This window comes from Agrobacterium sp. MS2, from assembly GCF_003261015.1.
Taxonomy (GTDB): Bacteria; Pseudomonadota; Alphaproteobacteria; order Rhizobiales; family Rhizobiaceae; genus Agrobacterium; species Agrobacterium pusense.
The window spans coordinates 49,429-68,053 of the sequence record NZ_QLNF01000056.1 but is presented as its reverse complement, the minus strand read 5'-3'; the positions used below and the strand labels follow the sequence as shown (position 1 = coordinate 68,053).

Genomic DNA, 18,625 nt, shown 5'->3' with positions numbered 1-18,625 from the left:
CCTAGATCCCGAAATCGTCATTGAAGATGCTTTCGCGTTCGACGCCGCATTCATCGAGCATCGCGTAGACGGCTTCGATCATCAGTGGCGGTCCGCACAGGTAATATTCGCAGTCCTCCGGCGCCGAGTGATCCTTGAGATAGGCCTTGAAGACGACGTCGTGGACGAAGCCCGTCTCGCCTTCCCAGGCGTCGTTACGGGCAGGCTCCGATAGAGCCGGCACCCAGCGGAAATTCTGGTAGCGTCGCGCAAGCTCATCGAATTCTTCGGCGTAGAACAGTTCACCCCGGCTGCGCGCGCCATACCAGAAGCTGATCTTGCGCCGGCTTCCCTGCCGTTCAAGCATGTCCGTTATGATGGCACGTAAGGGGGCCATACCGACGCCGCCGCCGATGAAGACCATTTCGCGCTCGCTGTCCTGAGCCCCGAAGTGACCGTAAGGACCGGCAACTTCGACGGCGTCGCCTTCGCGCAGCCCGAACAGCCACGACGAAACGATGCCGGGAGACGCCTGCGGTTTGGCAGGCGGCGGCGTGGCCAGACGGATGTTGAGAACGATCAGGCCAGCATCACGGGGCCGGCTGGCGACAGAATAGGCGCGAGAGACCGACTGGGAGCTCTGTGACGAGAGCTTGTCTATGCCGAGCTTCTTCCATTCGGCGGCGTGCTGCGGCTCCAGCGCGATGTCGGAAAAGTCGAGGCGGTAGGCAGGTGCCGTGACCTGAACGAAATTGCCCGCGCGAAAGTCGAATTGCGCACCCTCCGGCAGGGCGAGCACGATTTCCTTGATCAGCGGTGTGACGCTGCGCGATGACGCCACGCGGCATTGCATCGTGGTGATGCCGAGGACCTCGTCCGGCACGGTGACAGCGACATCGTTTCGCACGACGATCTGGCAGGCGAGGCGCGTTCCCGCCCGAACGTCGGCAGGCGAAAGTCGAGCGCGCTCCGTCGGCAGCGGGTCGCCTGTTCCCGAAACCCCGCTCACCCGGCACAAGCCGCAAGTTCCGGCGCCCGCGCAACCCGAGGGTACGGCGACGCCGTTGGCGTTAAGGATGTCGAGCAGTTTGAAGTTAGCCAAAGCCGCGATCTCGCGCTTACCATTGACGGTGACCGCGACAGGCCGTGACGGCAGCAGATAGTCCCGGACCGTATGGACAAGAGCTGCAAGTACGACGAGCAGCACGGAAATGAAGCCGATGCCGAGCAGGATCTCCGTCATAGCACGCGCACTCCCACGAAAGCGGAGAACGCCATCGACAGAAGGCCCGTGACGATGAAGGCGATGCCGAGGCCCTGCAAGCCTTCGGGAACGTTGGCGTAGCGCAATCGCTCGCGGACCGCCGCCAGCGTGACGATCGCAAGCGCCCAGCCGATGCCTGTGCCGACGCCGTAGACCGTGCTTTCGGCAAGGTCATATTGCCGCTCGACCATGAACAGGCTGCCGCCGATGATGGCGCAGTTGATGGCGAGAAGCGGTAGGTAGATGCCAAGCGCGCTATAAAGAGCGGGCACGTAGCGATCGAGCAGCATTTCGATGATCTGCACCATCGCCGCGACGATGCCGATGAAGGTGATGAGCCGCATGAAGCCGAGATCGACATCCGGCAGGCCGGCCCAGCCGAGTGCACCTGCGCTGAGAACATGGGCATGCAGCAGATAGTTCAAGGGGACGCTGATCGACTGCACCACGATCAGCGCCACGCCCACGCCGAATGCCGTTTCCACGCGCTTGGAGACGGCGAGGAAGGTGCACATGCCGAGGAAGAAGGACAGCGCCAGATTCTCTTCGAAAATGGAGCGCTGGAACAGTTCGATCATGTCTCCGCCGCCCTTTCCTGCTCGCGCAGCTCGAACTCGGGCGCTTCCGTCTGGGCCGGTCGCAGGCTGCGAACGGCCCAGACGAGAAGCCCCAGAATGATGAAGGCGCTCGGTGCGAGCAGCATCAGGCGCAGCGGCTGATACCAGCCGCCGTCGGCGACCAGCGGCAGCACGCCGATGCCGAACAGGCTGCCCGAGCCGAACAGTTCGCGGATCGCCGCGACCGTCAGCAGGACGAGGCTGTAGCCCAGCCCGTTGCCGACGCCGTCCACCATGCTGGGTAACACTGGATTGTGCAGCGCATAGGCTTCGGTGCGGCCGAGCACGATACAGTTGGTCGCGATCAGCGACACGAACACCGTCAGCCGCTGGCTCATCTCATAGGCAAAGGCCTGCAGAAACTGGTCGGCGACGATGACCAGGGAGGCGATGATGGTGATCTGCAGGATGATGCGGACGGAGGACGGGATATGGCGGCGGATCGCGCTGATGATGCCGGCCGAAAGGCCGAGCACGACGGTCAGGGCGATCGACATGGTGAGAGCGGTCGACATCGATGTCGTGACCGCGAGCGCCGAGCAGATGCCGAGAATGTGCACGGTGACAGGGTTGTTGTCGACGAGAGGGTCGGTCAGGTTGCGGAAGGCGATCGTCACCGGATTTCTCCTTTCTTCAATTTGTCGAGGAAAGGTCCAAAGCCGTGCTCGCTCATCCAGAATTCGAGCATGTCGGAGATCGCATAGCCGGTGACGCTGGCCCCGGAGATGCCGTCGACCTCGTAGGGGCCGCTGGCATTTCCGCGCACCACGGAAATAGCGAAATCGCCATCGTCGAAGATGCGCTTGCCCGCCCATTGCGCCTGCCAGCCATCCTCGGCGATACGAGCGCCGAGGCCCGGCGTTTCTCCCTGTTCGTAGACAGTGAAGGCGGCGACCGTGTCGAGATCGGCTTCCAGCGCCAGATAGGCGCGGATGGTCGACTGATATCCCGCGCCGCGAACCGGAAGCACGACGAGCGCCAGATCGTCGCCGCGGCGCAGAAGGTAGACGAGCGCGTGATTCTCACGGCGGCCGAGACCCGCGAGGTCGTCCGCGCGTGGTACGGTCGTGCTTCTTTCAGTATCCGCCGCCGCGGCGCGCTGATCGAAGCTCGCCGGGTCGATATCGGCGGCGACCGTTCCGCTGGCGAGGTCGATGACGAGTGTTTCGACGCCGCTCGCGCCGGATTCCTTTAAAATCTCGCCGATCCCGGGCAGGTTCTCCAGCATTGCGACCATGCGGCCCTGTTGCTGGGCGGCGATATTGGCCTGCTGGATCGGACGCAGGGTGACAGTCGCGACCGAGACGGTCACGCCGCAGCCGATGGCCACCAGCAGCGACATGCCGATCGTCTTGACGCGATCGGTGTTCGGCCGGTCCAGAAAGCCGCGCCAGAGACCTGATCGACGGCTGCCGGGAGGGGTATCAGCCATATCGCCTCGCCCTCCGTTTCACATGGACGGTCACGACCAGGAAGTCGATCAACGGCGCAAAGATGCTGCTCATCAGGATGGCGAAGATCGCGGCTCCGAAAGCCGAGCCGGCCTGCGAGAAAAGGCCGATGAGCAGGCCGGTCAAGATCCCCTGTGCCCAGCGGCCGGGATTGGTGGCGGCGGAGCAGACCGGATCTGCCGCCAGGAAAAGGATAGCGCAGCCGATGGCGCCCGAGAGCAGGAGAGACGCGACGTCCTGACCCTGCATCCAGCTGGACAAGACCATTGCACCGACAATGGCAAGCAGCAGACGCCATGACGCCTGCCCGCTGAGGAGCAGGAGAAGCGCTGCCGGCGCCAGGGCGGCGACAGGAATGTCGGGACCAGTCCGATAATCGAAATCGGTGAAGGAGAACATCAGGAAAGCCAGTGCCGCGACTGCCGGATGCACGAAATTGCGTCCGCGTCCGCCAAACACCTGTTCGGCGATCACCACGCCGAAGCTGATCCCCAGAGCCAGTTGCCAAAGCGGCGCGTCGACAGGAACGAGGAGCGCGATCAGGGTGGCGGTGATTATGCCGTCGAGCCCGATCCCGATGCCTCGCACGCGGGCGAAAACAAACTGCCAGCCGACCGTCACGACGAGAGCCAGCAATAGCCGTATGGCGAAGGCTGAACCGGCGAAGGAAAGTATGAGCGCAACCGGCGCAATCAGGCCCAGAAGCGCGGGCATAACCGCGCTGGCCAATGGGATATGTGCGAAGCGCCCGGCGCGCAAATCCTGCAGAAAAGCGGTCATATCGCCTTCTCCAGCTCATCGAGCGTCGCCCTCAGCAAGGCTCCGTAATCCGTGCCGGAACCGTCGACATGGCCGAGCAGGGCGAGGTCTTCCTCGACGATCTCCAGCGCCCCGAGTTTCGCGGCCGCTTCCACATCGCCGGTGCTGATAGCGCGCAGAAACGGCGCAGGCAGGATCCCGCAGGGTGCGGCCCGCTCATGGACGGCGTTGGGGATAAGCGGCGCAGGAAACCGCTCACCGGATGAGGTAAGGTAACGGGCGACGAAGGAGCGGCGGGCTGGATGTCCGTGCGGCATGGCAGTGGCCTGCACGTCATAGCGCCGCAGGAAGTGCTCGACCATGCCGCAGAGTGGGGAGCCTGACAACAACTGGACTGCGGGGCTCACGAGCGTGCCCTCGAACAGATCGCGCAGATTGGCTCCTGGAGGCACAAGAGCCAGACGCGGCGTGCGGGTTCCCGGGCCCGTCAGTGCGACGACGCGCTGCGTCCAGATCCGGCCCGTATCCAGAAGACAGCCGATCGCGATCACATCCTAATAGCCGATATGCCAGACCATCCGGGTGGCATCGACAGGGTGAATGTGATGGATATGCGTTCCTGCAAGTCCTGCCGGATGCCTGCCGGAGAAGGCGACCGATTTGGTGCCGTCCACCACAGGTAGCGACGCATCATTGCCATGACAGATGTAAACCGGGCCGTCGGTGAGGTGGCACAGCGCCGCGGCACCCAAACGGAACCATGTTTCGAAGCGTTTTATGACCGGCGCCGGATCGCCCGCCAGCGGCGCCGTGTCCATGGCGGTGAGGAAGATCGCGTCGGGGATTTTTGCGGGATCGGCGATCCGCCCGAACGGGCGAGTGCGAAAGGACTGCCAGCAACCGCTCGTCATCAGAAGCGACTGCATTGCTTCTCGATCCGGCTGCGCGGGCCGGTCGAATCGGATGCCATCATCCCCATCAATATCGATGACGATCGAATCGAGGCTTCTGCGCCGGCCATGTGAGATTGCCCGGACCGTTCCGGAAAGGGGGGCAGTGTAGCTAAGGTCGGGGCGTCGACGGTCCGTAAAAAGCCGCTGCCCCGCTAGCACGCATTGCCCTTCCGCGACGTCGAAGATGGGGCGCAGGTCAGGATAGTCATCGCCAAGAAGCGCAGCCGAGCGAACCGCAACTTCTTCGTCGATCGTCTCTGCCGGTTTGCCTTCCCACCGAAGATCGATGCCGCCTTTTACCCTCACCTGCAATACTGACGCCCCTCCGATTATGTTCAACTCAACCCGGTTTCGCCCGAAACATTGACGGCCTCCGATAAGATTATGGAGGTCGACGGCAGTGCCATTGATTATGATCAATTTGCAAAGCGATCTGGGTAACTGTGATATGCGCTATAGGTCGTATCGCTGCAGGTACCTTTATCCTGCGATCAACCGAGCGGCGCGGGCTCGGTTGATCGTTCACGACAGGGCCGTTCAATATCCGTCAGGAGCCTGTAACCGTTTGCGAAAGTGCGGCTCGCAATTTCTCTTCCTGTTCCGGCGAAAGCGACGTCTTGAGTACACGACCGCGCAACCCCTCGAACTCCGCCAGCACCTTTTCCGGCTGCACCTTTCGGACAAGCACGAACAATGCCGAGGAGTTGTTCGGGATCGTTTCGCCAAGAGATTTGATGAACGTGTCGTCGATGCCATAGTCAGCGAGCGAGCCGGACAAGGCGCCAACACCAGCCCCCGTCAGGCCACCGATGGCGATGCCGGCAAGCGGATTGAGGAACAAAAGCCCCACCAGACCGCCCCACAACGTGCCCGACAGCAGGCCTGACGCCGCCCCAAGGGTTGTCAGATTAAGGCTCTGCTTGAGATGAACCTTGCCTTCGCCGTCACGAACGACGACGACGGCATCCTCCAGATCGACCAGATACTCTTTTCTCAGGGCGGCGAGTTTGAGAAGCACCTTGTCGGCTTCATCAACCGTATCGAAACCGACGACTATCAGATCGGACATGCTTTGTTCTCCTGTGTTGTCATCACTTTTTCCGTAGCTTCCCGGGCCACCTGCCCTGCCCAGCGATAAGTCTTTATCGCGAGAGAAAGATCGGGACTGTCGGGTTGGCCAGAATGGTACGAGTTGCGCTACCGAAAACGAATTCGGTGATCCGGGACTGCCCGTAGGCGCCCATGACCATCATATCGGCACCAAGCTCTTCTGCCCGGGATAGAATAAGATCACCGGCATTGTCGCCTTCCAGTCGGTCAAGCGTCACCCTGATCCCGTGGCGTGCGAGGTGGAGAGCGATATCGCTTCCGGGATCTTCCCCCAGAAGCCTTGCAACCTTGGGCTCGGGAACAACAACAACGTGAACGGCGCGAGCAGTTGTAAGGAATGCCATTGAATCCGCTATGGCGCGGGCCGCTTCCCGGCTGGCATTCCATCCGATCACGATGGTTTCGGGGATGGCGCTGTCACCTGGCCAGGTGGCAGGCAAAAGGATCGAGGGTCGACCGGAGGCAAAGATGATATCCTCCGAAACCGTAAGAGCTGTCTCCGCACGAGCCGGATCTCGCCCCGTTCCGACGATGGCCAGAGAGGCATGCCGGGCGTGCAACATGAGCGCTTCGCCCGTTTCATGAGAACATATCCGCAGTTCGCAGTTTACACCGCTGGCGGAGGCAATCTCCGAAAGGATCTTCCGAAGCTGCTCTTCGGCGTCGTGTCGGCGCTTCTCGAAAGCGGTTATCATGCTGTCGATCGCAGCCCCCCGGGCGAAGCCATGCGAGGGAGTTGCGATCAAATCTTCCGGCACAAAAGCAACAACGACGTGTGCATCCCATACACGTGCAAGTGAAACAGCATAATCGATATAGACCCGACAGACAGAAGTTTCCGCTGTGTCGATATAAACGACGATATCTTTTGGCGTATTCATTCCATCTCCCCGTGCCCGCCTGCTTGACCAACCTAACGATCGGTTATCATTAGTCAACAGTTGATGATAAGACTGATGGAGATATGTCCCTGGGCTCAGTTCCAGCCTGCATTCAATCCCTGCGCGATCGCGACAGGTGACCGGATGAGGTCTCCTCGGGCCTGATGCCTTCTGGCGCCTCAATCTCCTTTGTCGGTTGAGGCTCTGCGACTGTGCTCGGAGCAGGCCACTCACAATTCGTCTGAGGTTTCTGCACCCGGCGCTTCTTCCGCACCTCCACAGTGAACGGCTTTACTTGTTTCATGACGACCTCAGGCTCCGTGTCGTTTATCGATGATCTCGCTTGAAGTCGGCGGTCGCCGCAGTGCAAGCGCCAATGCACTCAGGCCGCAACCGGTGATCAGCAGATCGATCGCCAGCAGGGCGCCGATGATCCAGAGGCTGTTGACGGGCCAGCCGATCAGAATGACCATTGAAACGAGCACGGTGGTGGCGCCTGCCGCAACCAGCCAGCTCCAACCCGAAACAGGTCGGACCGCCAGACCTGCGGCAAATCTGACAATGCCTGCGACCAGCAGGCTGAGCGCCATGAGCAGCGTGAGGACGCTGGATGCCAATACCGGATTCCAAAATGTGACAAGGCCCGCCGACACATACAACGCGCCGATTGCGATCAACCCGAGCAAATGGCTCCGACGCTTCATCTGAACGGCGAAGACGATATGCGCCGCACCGGCCAGCAGCATCGTAACGCCCACAAAAAGCACCGAAACGACTGTCGCCAGCAGAAGATTGGACAGGGCGGCAAACGCAATCAAGAGAAGTGCTATGCCTGCGGCCAACAGCCACTGCCATCGCGACCGTAACAGTCGCAGATCGGTGGAATCGAGCATTCTGAAGTTCATGGTCGTCATGGGTTTTTCCTCCTGGAACTGCGGGTGTTCACGCGTGTCAGTTGCCGCCGACGATCTTGCCAGCCAGTATGAACGGGCTTGAAAGAACCGCACCGGCGGAATTGAACACGAAAGCTCCGGCTTGCCTGATGTTTTGCGGGTCGCCAGCGCCATTGCGAGCCGAGAGTTTCGGATAAAGCGCGGCGAGACCGACAAAACGATTGTGTCTGAAGCTATCGGAGGCCTCGACGTCCGATATATCGATCACCTGTACATTCGCCTTGCGCGTTGCCTCCTCGATTTTAGGATCCGTCACGTCGATCCTGCCCAGACGCTGACGTTCGGTAGATAGAAGTTCCGACACCTGCAGTGCCCTGTCGTCCCTGGACACAAGGATGGTCATGGGCGGGTTGAGTGGCCCTATCGCCGCCAATTGCGCTTCAAACACGTCAACGTCGATGTCTGGCGCCGCGAGCACCACCTGCAGTCGGCGGATGACCGCATCCTTGCCTGTAAGCCGAAGCTGGCGCACCGCTTCCGTCGTCAGCCATCCTCCCATGCTGTGGCCGACGAGCGTGATCGGTCCCTGCGTCTGCTTGGCTGCAAGCGTGGTGAGCAGATCCGCCAACTGGTCGCGCGAAAACGTCACCGCATCCTTATCCGCGACGTAGCCGCTCAGAGCCCCTTCGGACGGCCAGGCAAACAGAATCGGAGCGGCGCCAGTGCCGGCATCCGCTGCCATTTGTGCGACGCGATAGACGGCCTCGGTGAAATTGGTGTTGTAGCCATGCACAAACACGCCAACGCTTGGCGGTTTGTCATCGCGTTTGCGCGTGACTTCGGCCTCGAATGTCACCGCGTCGAGGAGCTGCTGGTCTACGGTGACGAAGTCCGTCTTCGGGTTCGGCTTCGATTTCGGCCACTCGACATTGCCGGCCTTGTGACCCGGCGGGATAGATATCCTGTAGCGGATGTAGCTGACCTCACGGCTGCGCCCGGTCGTGTAGACACCGGCCGCGTCGCGCTTTCGCGTGGTTGCGACATAGACGGTAGTCAGCTTCGCCCCCTGGACGGTTTCAGCCGTTTGGGCAAGCAGTTCCGGGCCCGGACGCCCGGCACAGGCTGAAAGCAGGCTTGTCAGGAGAAGAAATACAAGTCGAAGACTGAATTCACGCATTTACTGAAACCAAACAATGTCTAGTGCTGTGGAACCATCGCGCCTTTCGGAACAACAGCGTTCAGGCCTGCCGCCGCTAAAGGCGGCGTCAGTATTTTCGGGGCACCAGATTGTCCCATCCGGCCAGGCCGTGATGTGGAACCCGTTATCGGCGTAGACAACCGAACCGGGGAGCTGCGAGCCGCGCCATCCGGATGAAGGAATGGCAGGACACATCCATGGCCAATGCAAAGCCCTCGGCCGCGCAGCCGGCAGCAATCGACGCTTCGTTGGCGATGCCGACCACAAGGCCACGTATTCCGGACAGACCGATAGTCGCAGTCATTAATCAGCCTCCCAGAACGCTTGAGGCTTCGGCAGCGATCACCTGTTCCTCGTCGGTTGGGATCACGAGCACGGCGAGGCGGCTTGCCGGGCTGCTGATGACTGTCCGGTTCTCAGCGTTCGCGGCCGGGTCGAGATCGATGCCGAGCCACATCAGGCGGGTGCAGATATCGGCCCTGATCGCCGGCTGGTGCTCGCCGATACCGGCCGTGAACACCAACGCGTCGAGCCCGCCGAGCGTCGAGGCAAGTCGCGAGACTTCACCTGCGACACTGAAGCAGAACAGTTCGATCGCTTCCTTCGCTTCCGGCTCTTCACTTTCCAGAAGCGCGCGGCTGTCAGCACTGATGCCGGAGACCCCCAGTAGACCCGACTGGTGATAGAGGAGGTCCTCGATGTCGCTGAGATCGCGACCGGATCTTGCCAGATGCAGCACCACTCCGGCGTCGAGCGCTCCGCAGCGTGTTGCCATCGGCACACCGTCGAGCGTCGAAAACCCCATGCTGGTGTCGCGGCTGGCACCGTTGCACATGGCGCAGAGGCTGGCACCGGACCCCAGATGGGCGACGACGACCTTGCCCGCCGCATGCTCCGGCCAGTTGCGGGCCAGTTCCCCCGCTATCGATCGATAGGAAAGCCCGTGAAAGCCATAACGTTTGATGCCTTCCTCGTGGAGCGCCCTTGGCAATGCGAAGCGTCGCGCGACCTCGGACATGGTGCGATGGAAGGCAGTGTCGAAAGAGGCGGTCTGCCTGAGCTCCGGTCGGAGGCGCGTGATCGCACGGATGAGGCGCAGCGCCTGGGGCTGATGCAGCGGTGCAAGCGGTACGAGCGCCTCCATCTGCGCCATCAGCCGATCATCGATCAGGACGGCACCATCGAACAGATCGCCGCCGTGCACGATACGGTGGCCGATCGCCATGACGCCGGACATGTCGTAATGCCACGAGAGGCGGCCGAAGGCCTCGCTCAAGACATCGTCCAATTCCTCCGCGGCTTCGGCTTCCAGTTCGATGTCGAAGCGATCCGGCCCCTCGGAAAGCTCGAAGCGCAACGGCGTCTTGCGAAAGTCGATCATACCCTTGCCGATGCGTGTGAGCGCACCTTCGGAACGGGTAAAGAGGCCGATCTTGACCGTGGACGAGCCGGCGTTGAAGGTGACAAGCAGTTGCTCGCTCATGGCGTTGCTCCGGTTTGCGGCGCCTGGTTGCGAGCGACGAGGAGCCTTGCGAGCGTTGCCGAGGCGATGCGCGCCGAAAGCGGATCCGAGCGGCTGGTCAGCACGATCGGCACGCGAGCGCCGAGCACGATCCCGGCCGCCGTCGCCCCCGCGAAATAGATCAGTTGCTTGGCAAGCATATTGCCCGCCTCCAGGTCCGGCACGAGCAGAACATCGGCCTCGCCCGCAACCGGCGAGACGATCCCTTTTGTCCTCGCCGCCTCGATATTGATCGCATTGTCGAATGCAAGTGGGCCATCGACGCGCCCGCCGGTGATCTGGCCACGCGCCGCCATTACCGTCAGCGCCGCGGCATCCAAGGTCGACGGCATCTTCGCATTGACGGTCTCGACGGCTGCGAGCACGGCAACGCGCGGCTCCTCGACGCCAAGCGCCCGGAGAAGATCGATGGCGTTCTGGCAGATATCGCGTTTCTGATCGAGCGTCGGCTGGATGTTGATCGCCGCATCGGTAACGATCAGCGGCTTGTCGTAAGCCGGGACATCGAGCGCGAAGACATGGCTGATGCGCCGTTCGGTTCTCAACCCGGAACCGGTCGCGATGACAGCGCCCAGAAGTTCATCGGTATGCAGGCTGCCCTTGACAAGAACCGCGACCTCACCAGCGACAGCAAGCTCCACCGCGCGTGCGGCCGCCGCGTGGCTATGGGCAACATCTTCGATTGCCATATCACCAAGATCGACCTTCGCAGCATCAGCAGCAGCACGGATCTTCGCGACCGGTCCGACCAGCAGCGGCTCGAACAGGCCCTGCTGGCGAACCTCGACTGCGGCCAGGATCGCGCCGGCAGAACAGGGGTGAACGACAGCGGCCCGCACCGGGGGCAGGCTGCGCGCTTCCGCGACGAAGGATTCGTACCGGCTCGCAGATGCCGAGGCCGTGGAGCCAGAGATGGAAGCAGCCTCGGTCCATTCGATGGATTGTTCGGGTGCAAGAACTGTCGCCGTCCCGGTCAAAACAAGCTCACCTTTTTGATTGAAGCAAGTCGTTTCCAGCGCGACCATGCGCGTTTCGGTGTTCTTCTGCCTCACCTTCACGCTTGCCGTGATCGTGTCGCCTGCGGCGACGGGTTTCACGAAGCGGAAGTCCTGCCCGAGATAGATCGTCCCGGGCCCCGGGAATCTTGTGCCGAGGACGAGCGAAACGAGCGCTCCGGTCCAGAGGCCGTTGGCGACGATCTCGTTGAAGAGCGTCGTCGCTTCTGGCGCCGCATCGCAAGAAGCCGGCCAACTCCCGCCAGCCATGGCAGTCAGCAGATCGATATCGTTACGCCCAGCAACACGGGTGAGGCTCGCGGTATCGCCGACCTTGAGATCGGCGAAGGTATGGTTTCTCAGCAAATTGTCCGCCATCGCGCCCTCACTTCTGGAACACATAGGTGCCGGGCGAAGCCGCGATGGGAGGGAGACCCTCCAGTCATCCGTGCCCTCAGCGCCTCGCGCGTCCGATCGATGGTGCGATAGACCTCTGTGCCCAAAGTTTTGTCAGAGATTTGCGTTGCCTCAACGTCCAACCTGCTCAAATCATTCATTGTCGCTCCCGACTGATCGGTAGGGTTGCTGTTGTCTGGCATTCCTTGTCATCGTTCATAAGAAACTCGACGACCTGGGATATCAGGATCGCGAGTTCGTGATCCTTGCCGCTCTTCTGGAGGGCTGACGTGCCGATAACGTCACGAAGGATGCTGACACCGGCCAGGAGAGCGGCGATCATTGACGCGCGCGGCTCGGACACGAGCTGACATTTGGACGCGAACGGCTTGACGAAGCCTTCGTCGATGAGCTCACGAAAGACCCGCGCAGCTTCGGGGCTGGAAAAGGATCGAGCGAGGATGTCGAATGGCCGGATCTCGTTGGCGCCCTTGTCGGCGAGGACGTCCTTTGCCAGTGTCATATGCAACTCGCTCGCCTCTCCGACCAGCCAGACCTCCGGGCGAAGCATCGCCCTGACGGCCTCCCGGAAAAGCTTCTCCTTCGACCCGAAGGATCGATGCACGTAAGCCATGTCGACGCCGACATCGGAGGCAATGTCACGAAGCCCTGTCTCTTCGTAGGAATGTGAGGAGAAGCGCAGGATCGCGGCCTTGAGGATGCGGTCACGCGTTGCGTCTTCCACGACCGGGCGGATAAGTCTGTTGGGCATAATCTCTCCAGATTGACGGTTGAAAGGTTTATCGGCATAAGTGTGGTTAGTCAACAGCGGATGACTTCCCTTTGGCTAACGCTGGAATGGTCTGTTCGTTCCATTCCTGCAAACTCGGAGTACTCACGCCGAATTACTTGGCGGGGATCCGATTCATAGCAATCCTGTTCGGCAGTAACGATCCAAGCGTCGCAACGCCGTCTATCACTTCGCGTCCAATGTCAGGTCAAGATGGAAATCGATGCTTTCTACACATTCACCATTGCTATCACGCTTTTGTTGGTGGGCAAGATCGTCACCGTGAAGACGCCGCTCCTGCGAAAATACTCCATTCCGGAACCCGTGGTTGGAGGACTTCTCTGCACGGTCGTCGTCGCTCTCTTCTATGCGGCGTTCGATAGACGGATCACTTTCGATCTCCAGATGCGTGACTTCCTTTTACTGCTATTCTTTGCCGGTGTCGGATTGAAGGCGGATGTCAAGACATTGCTTGCAGGCGGTCGCCCGCTAGCCATTCTGCTCTCGCTCGCAATCGCCTTCATCCTCATTCAAAATCTCACCGGCGTGGGCATGGCCACGGTCTTCGGCCTTGAAGCGAGGGCCGGACTGATGGTGGGATCAATTTCGCTGACGGGTGGGATCGGTACGACGCTCGCCTGGGCGCCGATTTTCGTTGAACGGCTCGGTATCTCGAATGCGATGGAACTGGGTGTCGCGGGCAACACCATCGGATTGATCGCAGCCTGCATGATCGGCGGCCCAGTCGCTGCTTACCTGATCAAGCGCCATAGCGTCGCCCCTACCCATTCTGCGGAACTCGACATCGGTGCTTCCAATGACGGTCGGCAATCCAGGCTGGACTATTTCTGTGTCCTTTGGGCGCTCCTCGCGTTGAACCTGGCTCTGATTCTCGGTCTCGGCATCAGTCACATTCTCGCTCTCACCGGTCTCAATCTTCCAGGCTTCGTAAGCTGCCTCATGGCCGGGATCGTCATCCGGAACCTCATGCCGATTGCTGTCAGTTCCAGGGTGCTCAGGCTATGGCCTGGCGTGGATGACGGCCTTGCCCTGATATCAGACCTTGCGCTCGGTCTTTTTCTGACGATGGCATTGATGGGCCTTCAGCTCTGGCAGCTCGACGGGGTCTTCATATTCGTTGCCTGCGCCCTGGCCGTTCAAATCGCACTCGCGATCATCTTCACGATCGTCGTCGTATTCCGTCTTATGGGACGCGACTACGAGGCCGTGGTGATGTCGGCCGGCTTCGGCGGGATAGCTCTCGGGTCGACGGCGACCGCGATCGCCAACATGACAGCGGTCACCCAGCAATATGGCGCATCGCATCGCGCCTTTGTCGTTGTGCCTCTGGTGTGCGGCTTCTTCATTGATATCGTCAATGCCTTGATTATTTCGGCCTTCGTCGGCTGATGAAACCGTTTCGTTTCATCATGTTTGCAGCGGCGAGATGGTTCATAGGAGTTCGTCACCCGACTAGATACGAAGCCGGCCACCGGCACGCGGGCGTATTGGAGGCTTGACCATTGACATGTGTGTCATCAGATGATGATATGTTCTGAATTTCAAATCACGCGCTGATGATACTGGGGCAAATAGCAGTTCTTCACGCAAACACTCAGGTGGGCAATGAAGAACGCTCCAACAAAACCGCCTTTCGCGGCGGCTTTCCAAAGTATACGCCTCGCTTACACGAGAAAAATCAGGTTCAAGACCTGCTTTGACGACGGATGGCGGTCACGCTTCGCTTCTGCCGGATTTCCAGAATTTTCAAGTGACCGCATCAGATCGAACTTTCATCAGCAAGCCGGTTGGGCAGCCGTGACGTCTCGCGTCCGCCCAACGGCGGGTTTGCGCCACCAAGGCAGGCTCCTCACCATGACAATGACCCTCTGCACCCTGACATCAGATCGTTTCCGCGTCCAAGCCCAGCTCGCTTATGCAACCGCGAAAGGGGAAGTCCGCTCATGAAATCGCTGAAGAACTGGATCATTGGCGTCGTCGTCATTGCTGTCGTTGCCGGTGGTTATTACGCATTGCGCATTTACGACCCATCCGGTCTGCCGGCCGGGATTGCCGGCGGAAACGGCCGCATCGAAGCGACCGAAATCGACATTTCCACCAAGACCGCGGGACGCATCAAGGAGATCCTGGTCGATGAAGGCGCGTTCGTGACGGCCGGCCAGGTCCTCGCCGTCATGGATACGCAACAGCTTGAAGCGCAGCGAAAGCAGGCCGAAGCGTCACTGCAGCGCGCCGCCATCAGCGTCGATACCGCCCGAAGCCTTCTGTCCCAGCGTGAAGCGGAACGTGAGGCTGCCGCCGCGGTGATCGGCCAGCGGGAAGCCGAACAGGATGCCGCGGAACGCAAACTTGCGCGCACCGAGCAATTGATCCGCACCAACACGACATCGCAGCAGACGTTTGACGACGACCGCGCATCCGCACAGAGAGCCCGCGCCGCCGTCGCGGCCTCAAAGGCGTCCCTTTCCGCTTCAGAGGCAGCAATCGGCGCCGCCAAGGCCCAGATCGTCGATGCCGAGGCGTCCGTCGTGGCCGCCCAGGCTGCTATTGAAAGCATTGTTGCTGATATCAACGACAGCACGCTGAGATCACCCCGCGAAGGACGCGTGCAATACCGCGTAGCCCAGCCGGGTGAAGTGCTGTCGGCTGGAGGTCGTGTCCTCAACATCGTCGATCTGAGCGATGTCTATATGACCTTCTTCCTGCCCACAGAGCAGGCGGGCCGCATTCCGTTAGGATCGGATGTGCGTCTGGTTCTCGATGCCGCGCCCCAATATGTCATCCCAGCCAAAGCGAGCTTCGTGGCGGACGTCGCGCAGTTCACGCCAAAAACCGTCGAGACCGAGGAAGAGCGCCAGAAGCTGATGTTCCGCATCAGGGCGAAGATCGCGCCTGAACTGCTCCGCGAGCATATCCAATACGTCAAGACAGGGCTTCCCGGCATGGCCTATGTCCGCATCGCGCAGGATGCCGAATGGCCTGCTCATCTTAACGAGGCGCTGGTGAAATGAGCGGTTCGTTGCCAGGAGAGCAAAATGCGCGAGAGCCCGCTCCTGCGGTTGTGAAGATCGCGGATGTTAGTCTGTCCTATGGCAAGACGCGCGCGCTCGACGCGATCTCTCTCGATATTCCCGCCGGGATAATGGTCGGATTGATCGGTCCCGACGGTGTGGGAAAATCCAGCCTGCTCAGCCTGGTTGCCGGCGCTCATAAGATTCAGGACGGCCATATCGAAGTCCTGGGCGGCGACATCGCTGACAAGAAGCACCGAGACCGGATCTGCCCGCAGATCGCTTACATGCCGCAGGGGCTGGGCAAGAATCTCTACCCGACGTTATCGGTGTTCGAGAACATCGAGTTTTTTGCGCGCCTTTTCGGTCAGGACAAACGCGAGCGAGAAATGCGCATCGACGATTTGCTAAAGCGCACGGGCCTCGCCCCCTTTCCTGATCGACCGGCCGGCAAACTGTCCGGCGGCATGAAGCAGAAGGTCGGGCTTTGCTGCGCTCTGATCCATGACCCCGATCTGCTCATCCTCGACGAGCCGACCACCGGTGTCGACCCGTTGTCGCGCCGCCAGTTCTGGGAATTGATCGACGATATCCGCCGCGACCGCCCGTCGATGAGCGTGGTCGTCGCCACCGCCTATATGGAGGAAGCCCAGCGCTTCGACTGGCTGGTCGCGATGGATGACGCCAAGATACTCGCAACAGGCACACCTGATGAACTGCTCGCGCGCACCGGAGCCGCGAACCTCGACGCAGCCTTCGTCGCCCTGCTCCCGGAAGAACGTCGCCGCGGCCATCGCGAGGTCGTCATACCGCCACGATCCGATGAATCCCAGACGGACTTCGCTATCGAGGCCGAACATCTGACCATGCGGTTCGGCGACTTCACCGCAGTCGATAACGTTAGTTTCCAGATCCCGCGCGGAGAGATATTCGGCTTTCTCGGCTCGAATGGTTGCGGCAAGACCACGACGATGAAGATGCTGACCGGCCTGCTGGCGGCAACAGAGGGAACGGCGAAGCTGTTCGGCCAAGAGGTCGATCCGAAGGATATCGAGGTCAGGCGCAAGGTCGGCTATATGAGCCAGGCCTTCTCGCTCTACACCGAGCTTACGGTCCGCCAGAACCTCGACTTGCACGCCAGGCTGTTCAACCTGCCGGCTGAGAAAATTCCAGCGCGCATTGCGGAGATGGCGGAACGCTTCGATCTTACCGAAATCATGGATGCCTTGCCGGATGCGCTGCCACTCGGGATACGGCAGCGATTGTCGCTCGCGGTCGCCATGATCCATGCGCCTGACATTCTGATCCTTGACGAACCCACCTCGGGCGTCGATCCGGTGGCGCGCGACGGGTTCTGGCAGATCCTCTCCGACCTGTCGCGCAAAGATGGCGTGACCATCTTCGTTTCGACCCATTTCATGAACGAAGCCGAGCTTTGCGACCGTATCTCGCTCATGCATGCCGGCAAGGTGCTCGTCAGCGACACACCGCGCGGCATCATCGAGACACGTTCAGCCAAGACGCTGGAGGAAGCCTTCATTTCCTATCTGGAGGAGGCCATCGGCGAACAGGCTTCACCTGCGTCCGCCCCACTCACGCAGCGTGAAGAGGCGGATGAAGCCGCTGCGCCCCCGCCGGCCTCATCCGCCAGCTCCAGTTTCAATCTGCGCCGTATGCTGGCCTATACACGACGCGAGTCGCTCGAACTCCGCAGGGATCCGATCCGCGCGACGCTGGCTATCCTCGGCAGCGTCATTTTGATGTTCGTCATCGGTTTCGGCATCAACATGGATATCGAGAACCTGTCCTTTGCTGTGCTCGATCGGGACGACACGACGATCAGCCGCGATTACACGCTTCAGATCGCCGGATCGCGCTATTTCACGGAAAAGGCGCCGATTGTCGATTACAACGATCTGGACCGTCGCATGCGTAACGGCGAACTCAGCCTCGCATTGGAAATCCCTCCAGGCTTCGGGCGCGATGTCGCACGTGGCACCAATGTCGAGATTGGTGCCTGGATCGACGGCGCCATGCCTTCGAGAGCCGAGACCGTACGAGGCTACGTGCAGGGCATGCATCAGACATGGCTCACCCAAAAGGCGCGTGAACTCTATGGTGACGCAGCAACGATCGGCAATTTCCAGATCGCCCTTCGATACCGCTACAATCCGAGTGTCGAGAGCCTCAAGGCGATGGTGCCGGCGGTCATACCGCTGTTGCTGATGATGATCCCGGCTATGCTCGCGGTTCTGAGCGTGGTGCGCGAGAAGGAGCTCGGCTCCATCATCAATTTCTATGTGACGCCGGTGACGAGGATCGAATTCCTGCTCGGCAAGCAGATCCCTTACATCGCGCTTGCCATGCTCAACTTCTTCATGCTGACGGCATTCGCAATCTTCGTCTTCCAGGTGCCGCTGACTGGCAGCTTCCTGACGCTGACGGGTGCCGCGCTGCTCTACGTCACGGCTGCAACCGGGCTCGGACTGCTGATCTCCACCTTCATGAACAGCCAGATCGCGGCAATTTTTGGCACAGCGCTGCTAACCCTCATTCCGGCCGTCCAGTATTCCGGAATGATCGATCCGGTCTCCTCGCTGGAGGGGGCCGGCGCATTTATTGGACAGATCTATCCGGCGACCTACTTCGTCACGATCGCGCGCGGTACGTTCTCCAAAGCGCTGGAGTTCAGCGATCTCGCTGCGTCCTTCATCCCGCTCCTGATCGCTGTCCCGGTTCTTCTCGCCGGCAGCGCGGCGCTTCTCAAGAAACAGGCAGGGTGATC

18 protein-coding genes are annotated in these 18,625 nt (G+C 60.7%); 3 read left to right on the top strand and 15 right to left on the bottom strand.

What is annotated here, in order from left to right:
* Window position 1: 1 nt before the first annotated feature.
* The 15 genes from nqrF to DOU54_RS15595 form a co-directional block, all read right to left on the bottom strand.
* Entirely contained in the window at window positions 2–1,222 is a 1,221-nt protein-coding gene (nqrF, locus tag DOU54_RS15665; protein WP_112585291.1) for an NADH:ubiquinone reductase (Na(+)-transporting) subunit F, read from the bottom strand.
* Window positions 1,219–1,821: an NADH:ubiquinone reductase (Na(+)-transporting) subunit E gene (gene nqrE, locus DOU54_RS15660; protein WP_112585289.1), complete on the bottom strand. Its 603-nt coding sequence runs from the start codon at window positions 1,819–1,821 to the stop codon at window positions 1,219–1,221. Before nqrE ends, nqrF begins: the two co-directional genes overlap by 4 nt.
* Window positions 1,818–2,477 (bottom strand): NADH:ubiquinone reductase (Na(+)-transporting) subunit D, encoded by a 660-nt coding sequence (locus DOU54_RS15655; protein ID WP_113731584.1) that lies wholly within the window; start codon window positions 2,475–2,477, stop codon window positions 1,818–1,820. Before DOU54_RS15655 ends, nqrE begins: the two co-directional genes overlap by 4 nt.
* Window positions 2,474–3,292 (bottom strand): NADH:ubiquinone reductase (Na(+)-transporting) subunit C, encoded by an 819-nt coding sequence (gene nqrC / locus DOU54_RS15650; protein WP_112585285.1) that lies wholly within the window; start codon window positions 3,290–3,292, stop codon window positions 2,474–2,476. The genes DOU54_RS15655 and nqrC overlap by 4 nt, the downstream gene beginning before the upstream one ends.
* The gene (locus tag DOU54_RS15645; RefSeq protein ID WP_112585283.1) at window positions 3,285–4,091 is read right to left on the bottom strand and encodes an RnfABCDGE type electron transport complex subunit D; all 807 of its coding nucleotides are present in this window, start codon (window positions 4,089–4,091) and stop codon (window positions 3,285–3,287) included. Before DOU54_RS15645 ends, nqrC begins: the two co-directional genes overlap by 8 nt.
* Window positions 4,088–4,621, bottom strand: coding sequence for a hypothetical protein (locus DOU54_RS15640; protein ID WP_112585281.1), 534 nt, complete (start codon window positions 4,619–4,621; stop codon window positions 4,088–4,090). Before DOU54_RS15640 ends, DOU54_RS15645 begins: the two co-directional genes overlap by 4 nt.
* A gap of 3 nt (window positions 4,622–4,624) precedes the next feature.
* Window positions 4,625–5,329: a hypothetical protein gene (locus tag DOU54_RS15635; RefSeq protein WP_278025891.1), complete on the bottom strand. Its 705-nt coding sequence runs from the start codon at window positions 5,327–5,329 to the stop codon at window positions 4,625–4,627.
* Between the two features lie 241 nt (window positions 5,330–5,570).
* The gene (locus DOU54_RS15630) at window positions 5,571–6,092 is read right to left on the bottom strand and encodes a DUF1269 domain-containing protein (protein WP_077548383.1); all 522 of its coding nucleotides are present in this window, start codon (window positions 6,090–6,092) and stop codon (window positions 5,571–5,573) included.
* Between the two features lie 73 nt (window positions 6,093–6,165).
* Window positions 6,166–7,014, bottom strand: a complete 849-nt coding sequence (locus DOU54_RS15625; RefSeq protein WP_113731583.1) for a universal stress protein — start codon at window positions 7,012–7,014, stop codon at window positions 6,166–6,168.
* A 311-nt stretch (window positions 7,015–7,325) separates the two neighbouring features.
* Window positions 7,326–7,928 carry an HdeD family acid-resistance protein gene (locus DOU54_RS15620; protein WP_113731582.1) on the bottom strand — a complete coding sequence of 201 codons (603 nt, stop codon included), beginning with the start codon at window positions 7,926–7,928 and terminating at the stop codon, window positions 7,326–7,328.
* A gap of 37 nt (window positions 7,929–7,965) precedes the next feature.
* Window positions 7,966–9,084, bottom strand: a complete 1,119-nt coding sequence (locus DOU54_RS15615; RefSeq protein ID WP_113731581.1) for an alpha/beta hydrolase — start codon at window positions 9,082–9,084, stop codon at window positions 7,966–7,968.
* A gap of 145 nt (window positions 9,085–9,229) precedes the next feature.
* Window positions 9,230–9,409, bottom strand: a complete 180-nt coding sequence (locus DOU54_RS15610; RefSeq protein WP_077548379.1) for a hypothetical protein — start codon at window positions 9,407–9,409, stop codon at window positions 9,230–9,232.
* A 3-nt stretch (window positions 9,410–9,412) separates the two neighbouring features.
* On the bottom strand, window positions 9,413–10,588 hold the full coding sequence (locus DOU54_RS15605; protein WP_077548378.1) for an acetate/propionate family kinase: 1,176 nt from the start codon (window positions 10,586–10,588) through the stop codon (window positions 9,413–9,415).
* Window positions 10,585–12,000, bottom strand: a complete 1,416-nt coding sequence (locus tag DOU54_RS15600) for a bifunctional enoyl-CoA hydratase/phosphate acetyltransferase (RefSeq protein WP_112585275.1) — start codon at window positions 11,998–12,000, stop codon at window positions 10,585–10,587. Before DOU54_RS15600 ends, DOU54_RS15605 begins: the two co-directional genes overlap by 4 nt.
* Before the next feature lie 175 nt (window positions 12,001–12,175).
* Window positions 12,176–12,790: a TetR/AcrR family transcriptional regulator gene (locus DOU54_RS15595; RefSeq protein ID WP_113731580.1), complete on the bottom strand. Its 615-nt coding sequence runs from the start codon at window positions 12,788–12,790 to the stop codon at window positions 12,176–12,178.
* A gap of 231 nt (window positions 12,791–13,021) precedes the next feature.
* Between DOU54_RS15595 and gltS the strand changes: the two genes are divergently transcribed.
* The 3 genes from gltS to rbbA all read left to right on the top strand — a co-directional run bounded on the left by gltS (window position 13,022) and on the right by rbbA (window position 18,623).
* Window positions 13,022–14,218 (top strand): sodium/glutamate symporter, encoded by a 1,197-nt coding sequence (gene gltS / locus DOU54_RS15590; RefSeq protein ID WP_113731579.1) that lies wholly within the window; start codon window positions 13,022–13,024, stop codon window positions 14,216–14,218.
* A 554-nt stretch (window positions 14,219–14,772) separates the two neighbouring features.
* Window positions 14,773–15,840 (top strand): HlyD family secretion protein, encoded by a 1,068-nt coding sequence (locus DOU54_RS15585; RefSeq protein ID WP_077548374.1) that lies wholly within the window; start codon window positions 14,773–14,775, stop codon window positions 15,838–15,840.
* The gene (rbbA, locus tag DOU54_RS15580) at window positions 15,837–18,623 is read left to right on the top strand and encodes a ribosome-associated ATPase/putative transporter RbbA (protein WP_113731578.1); all 2,787 of its coding nucleotides are present in this window, start codon (window positions 15,837–15,839) and stop codon (window positions 18,621–18,623) included. Before DOU54_RS15585 ends, rbbA begins: the two co-directional genes overlap by 4 nt.
* Window positions 18,624–18,625 lie beyond the last annotated feature (2 nt).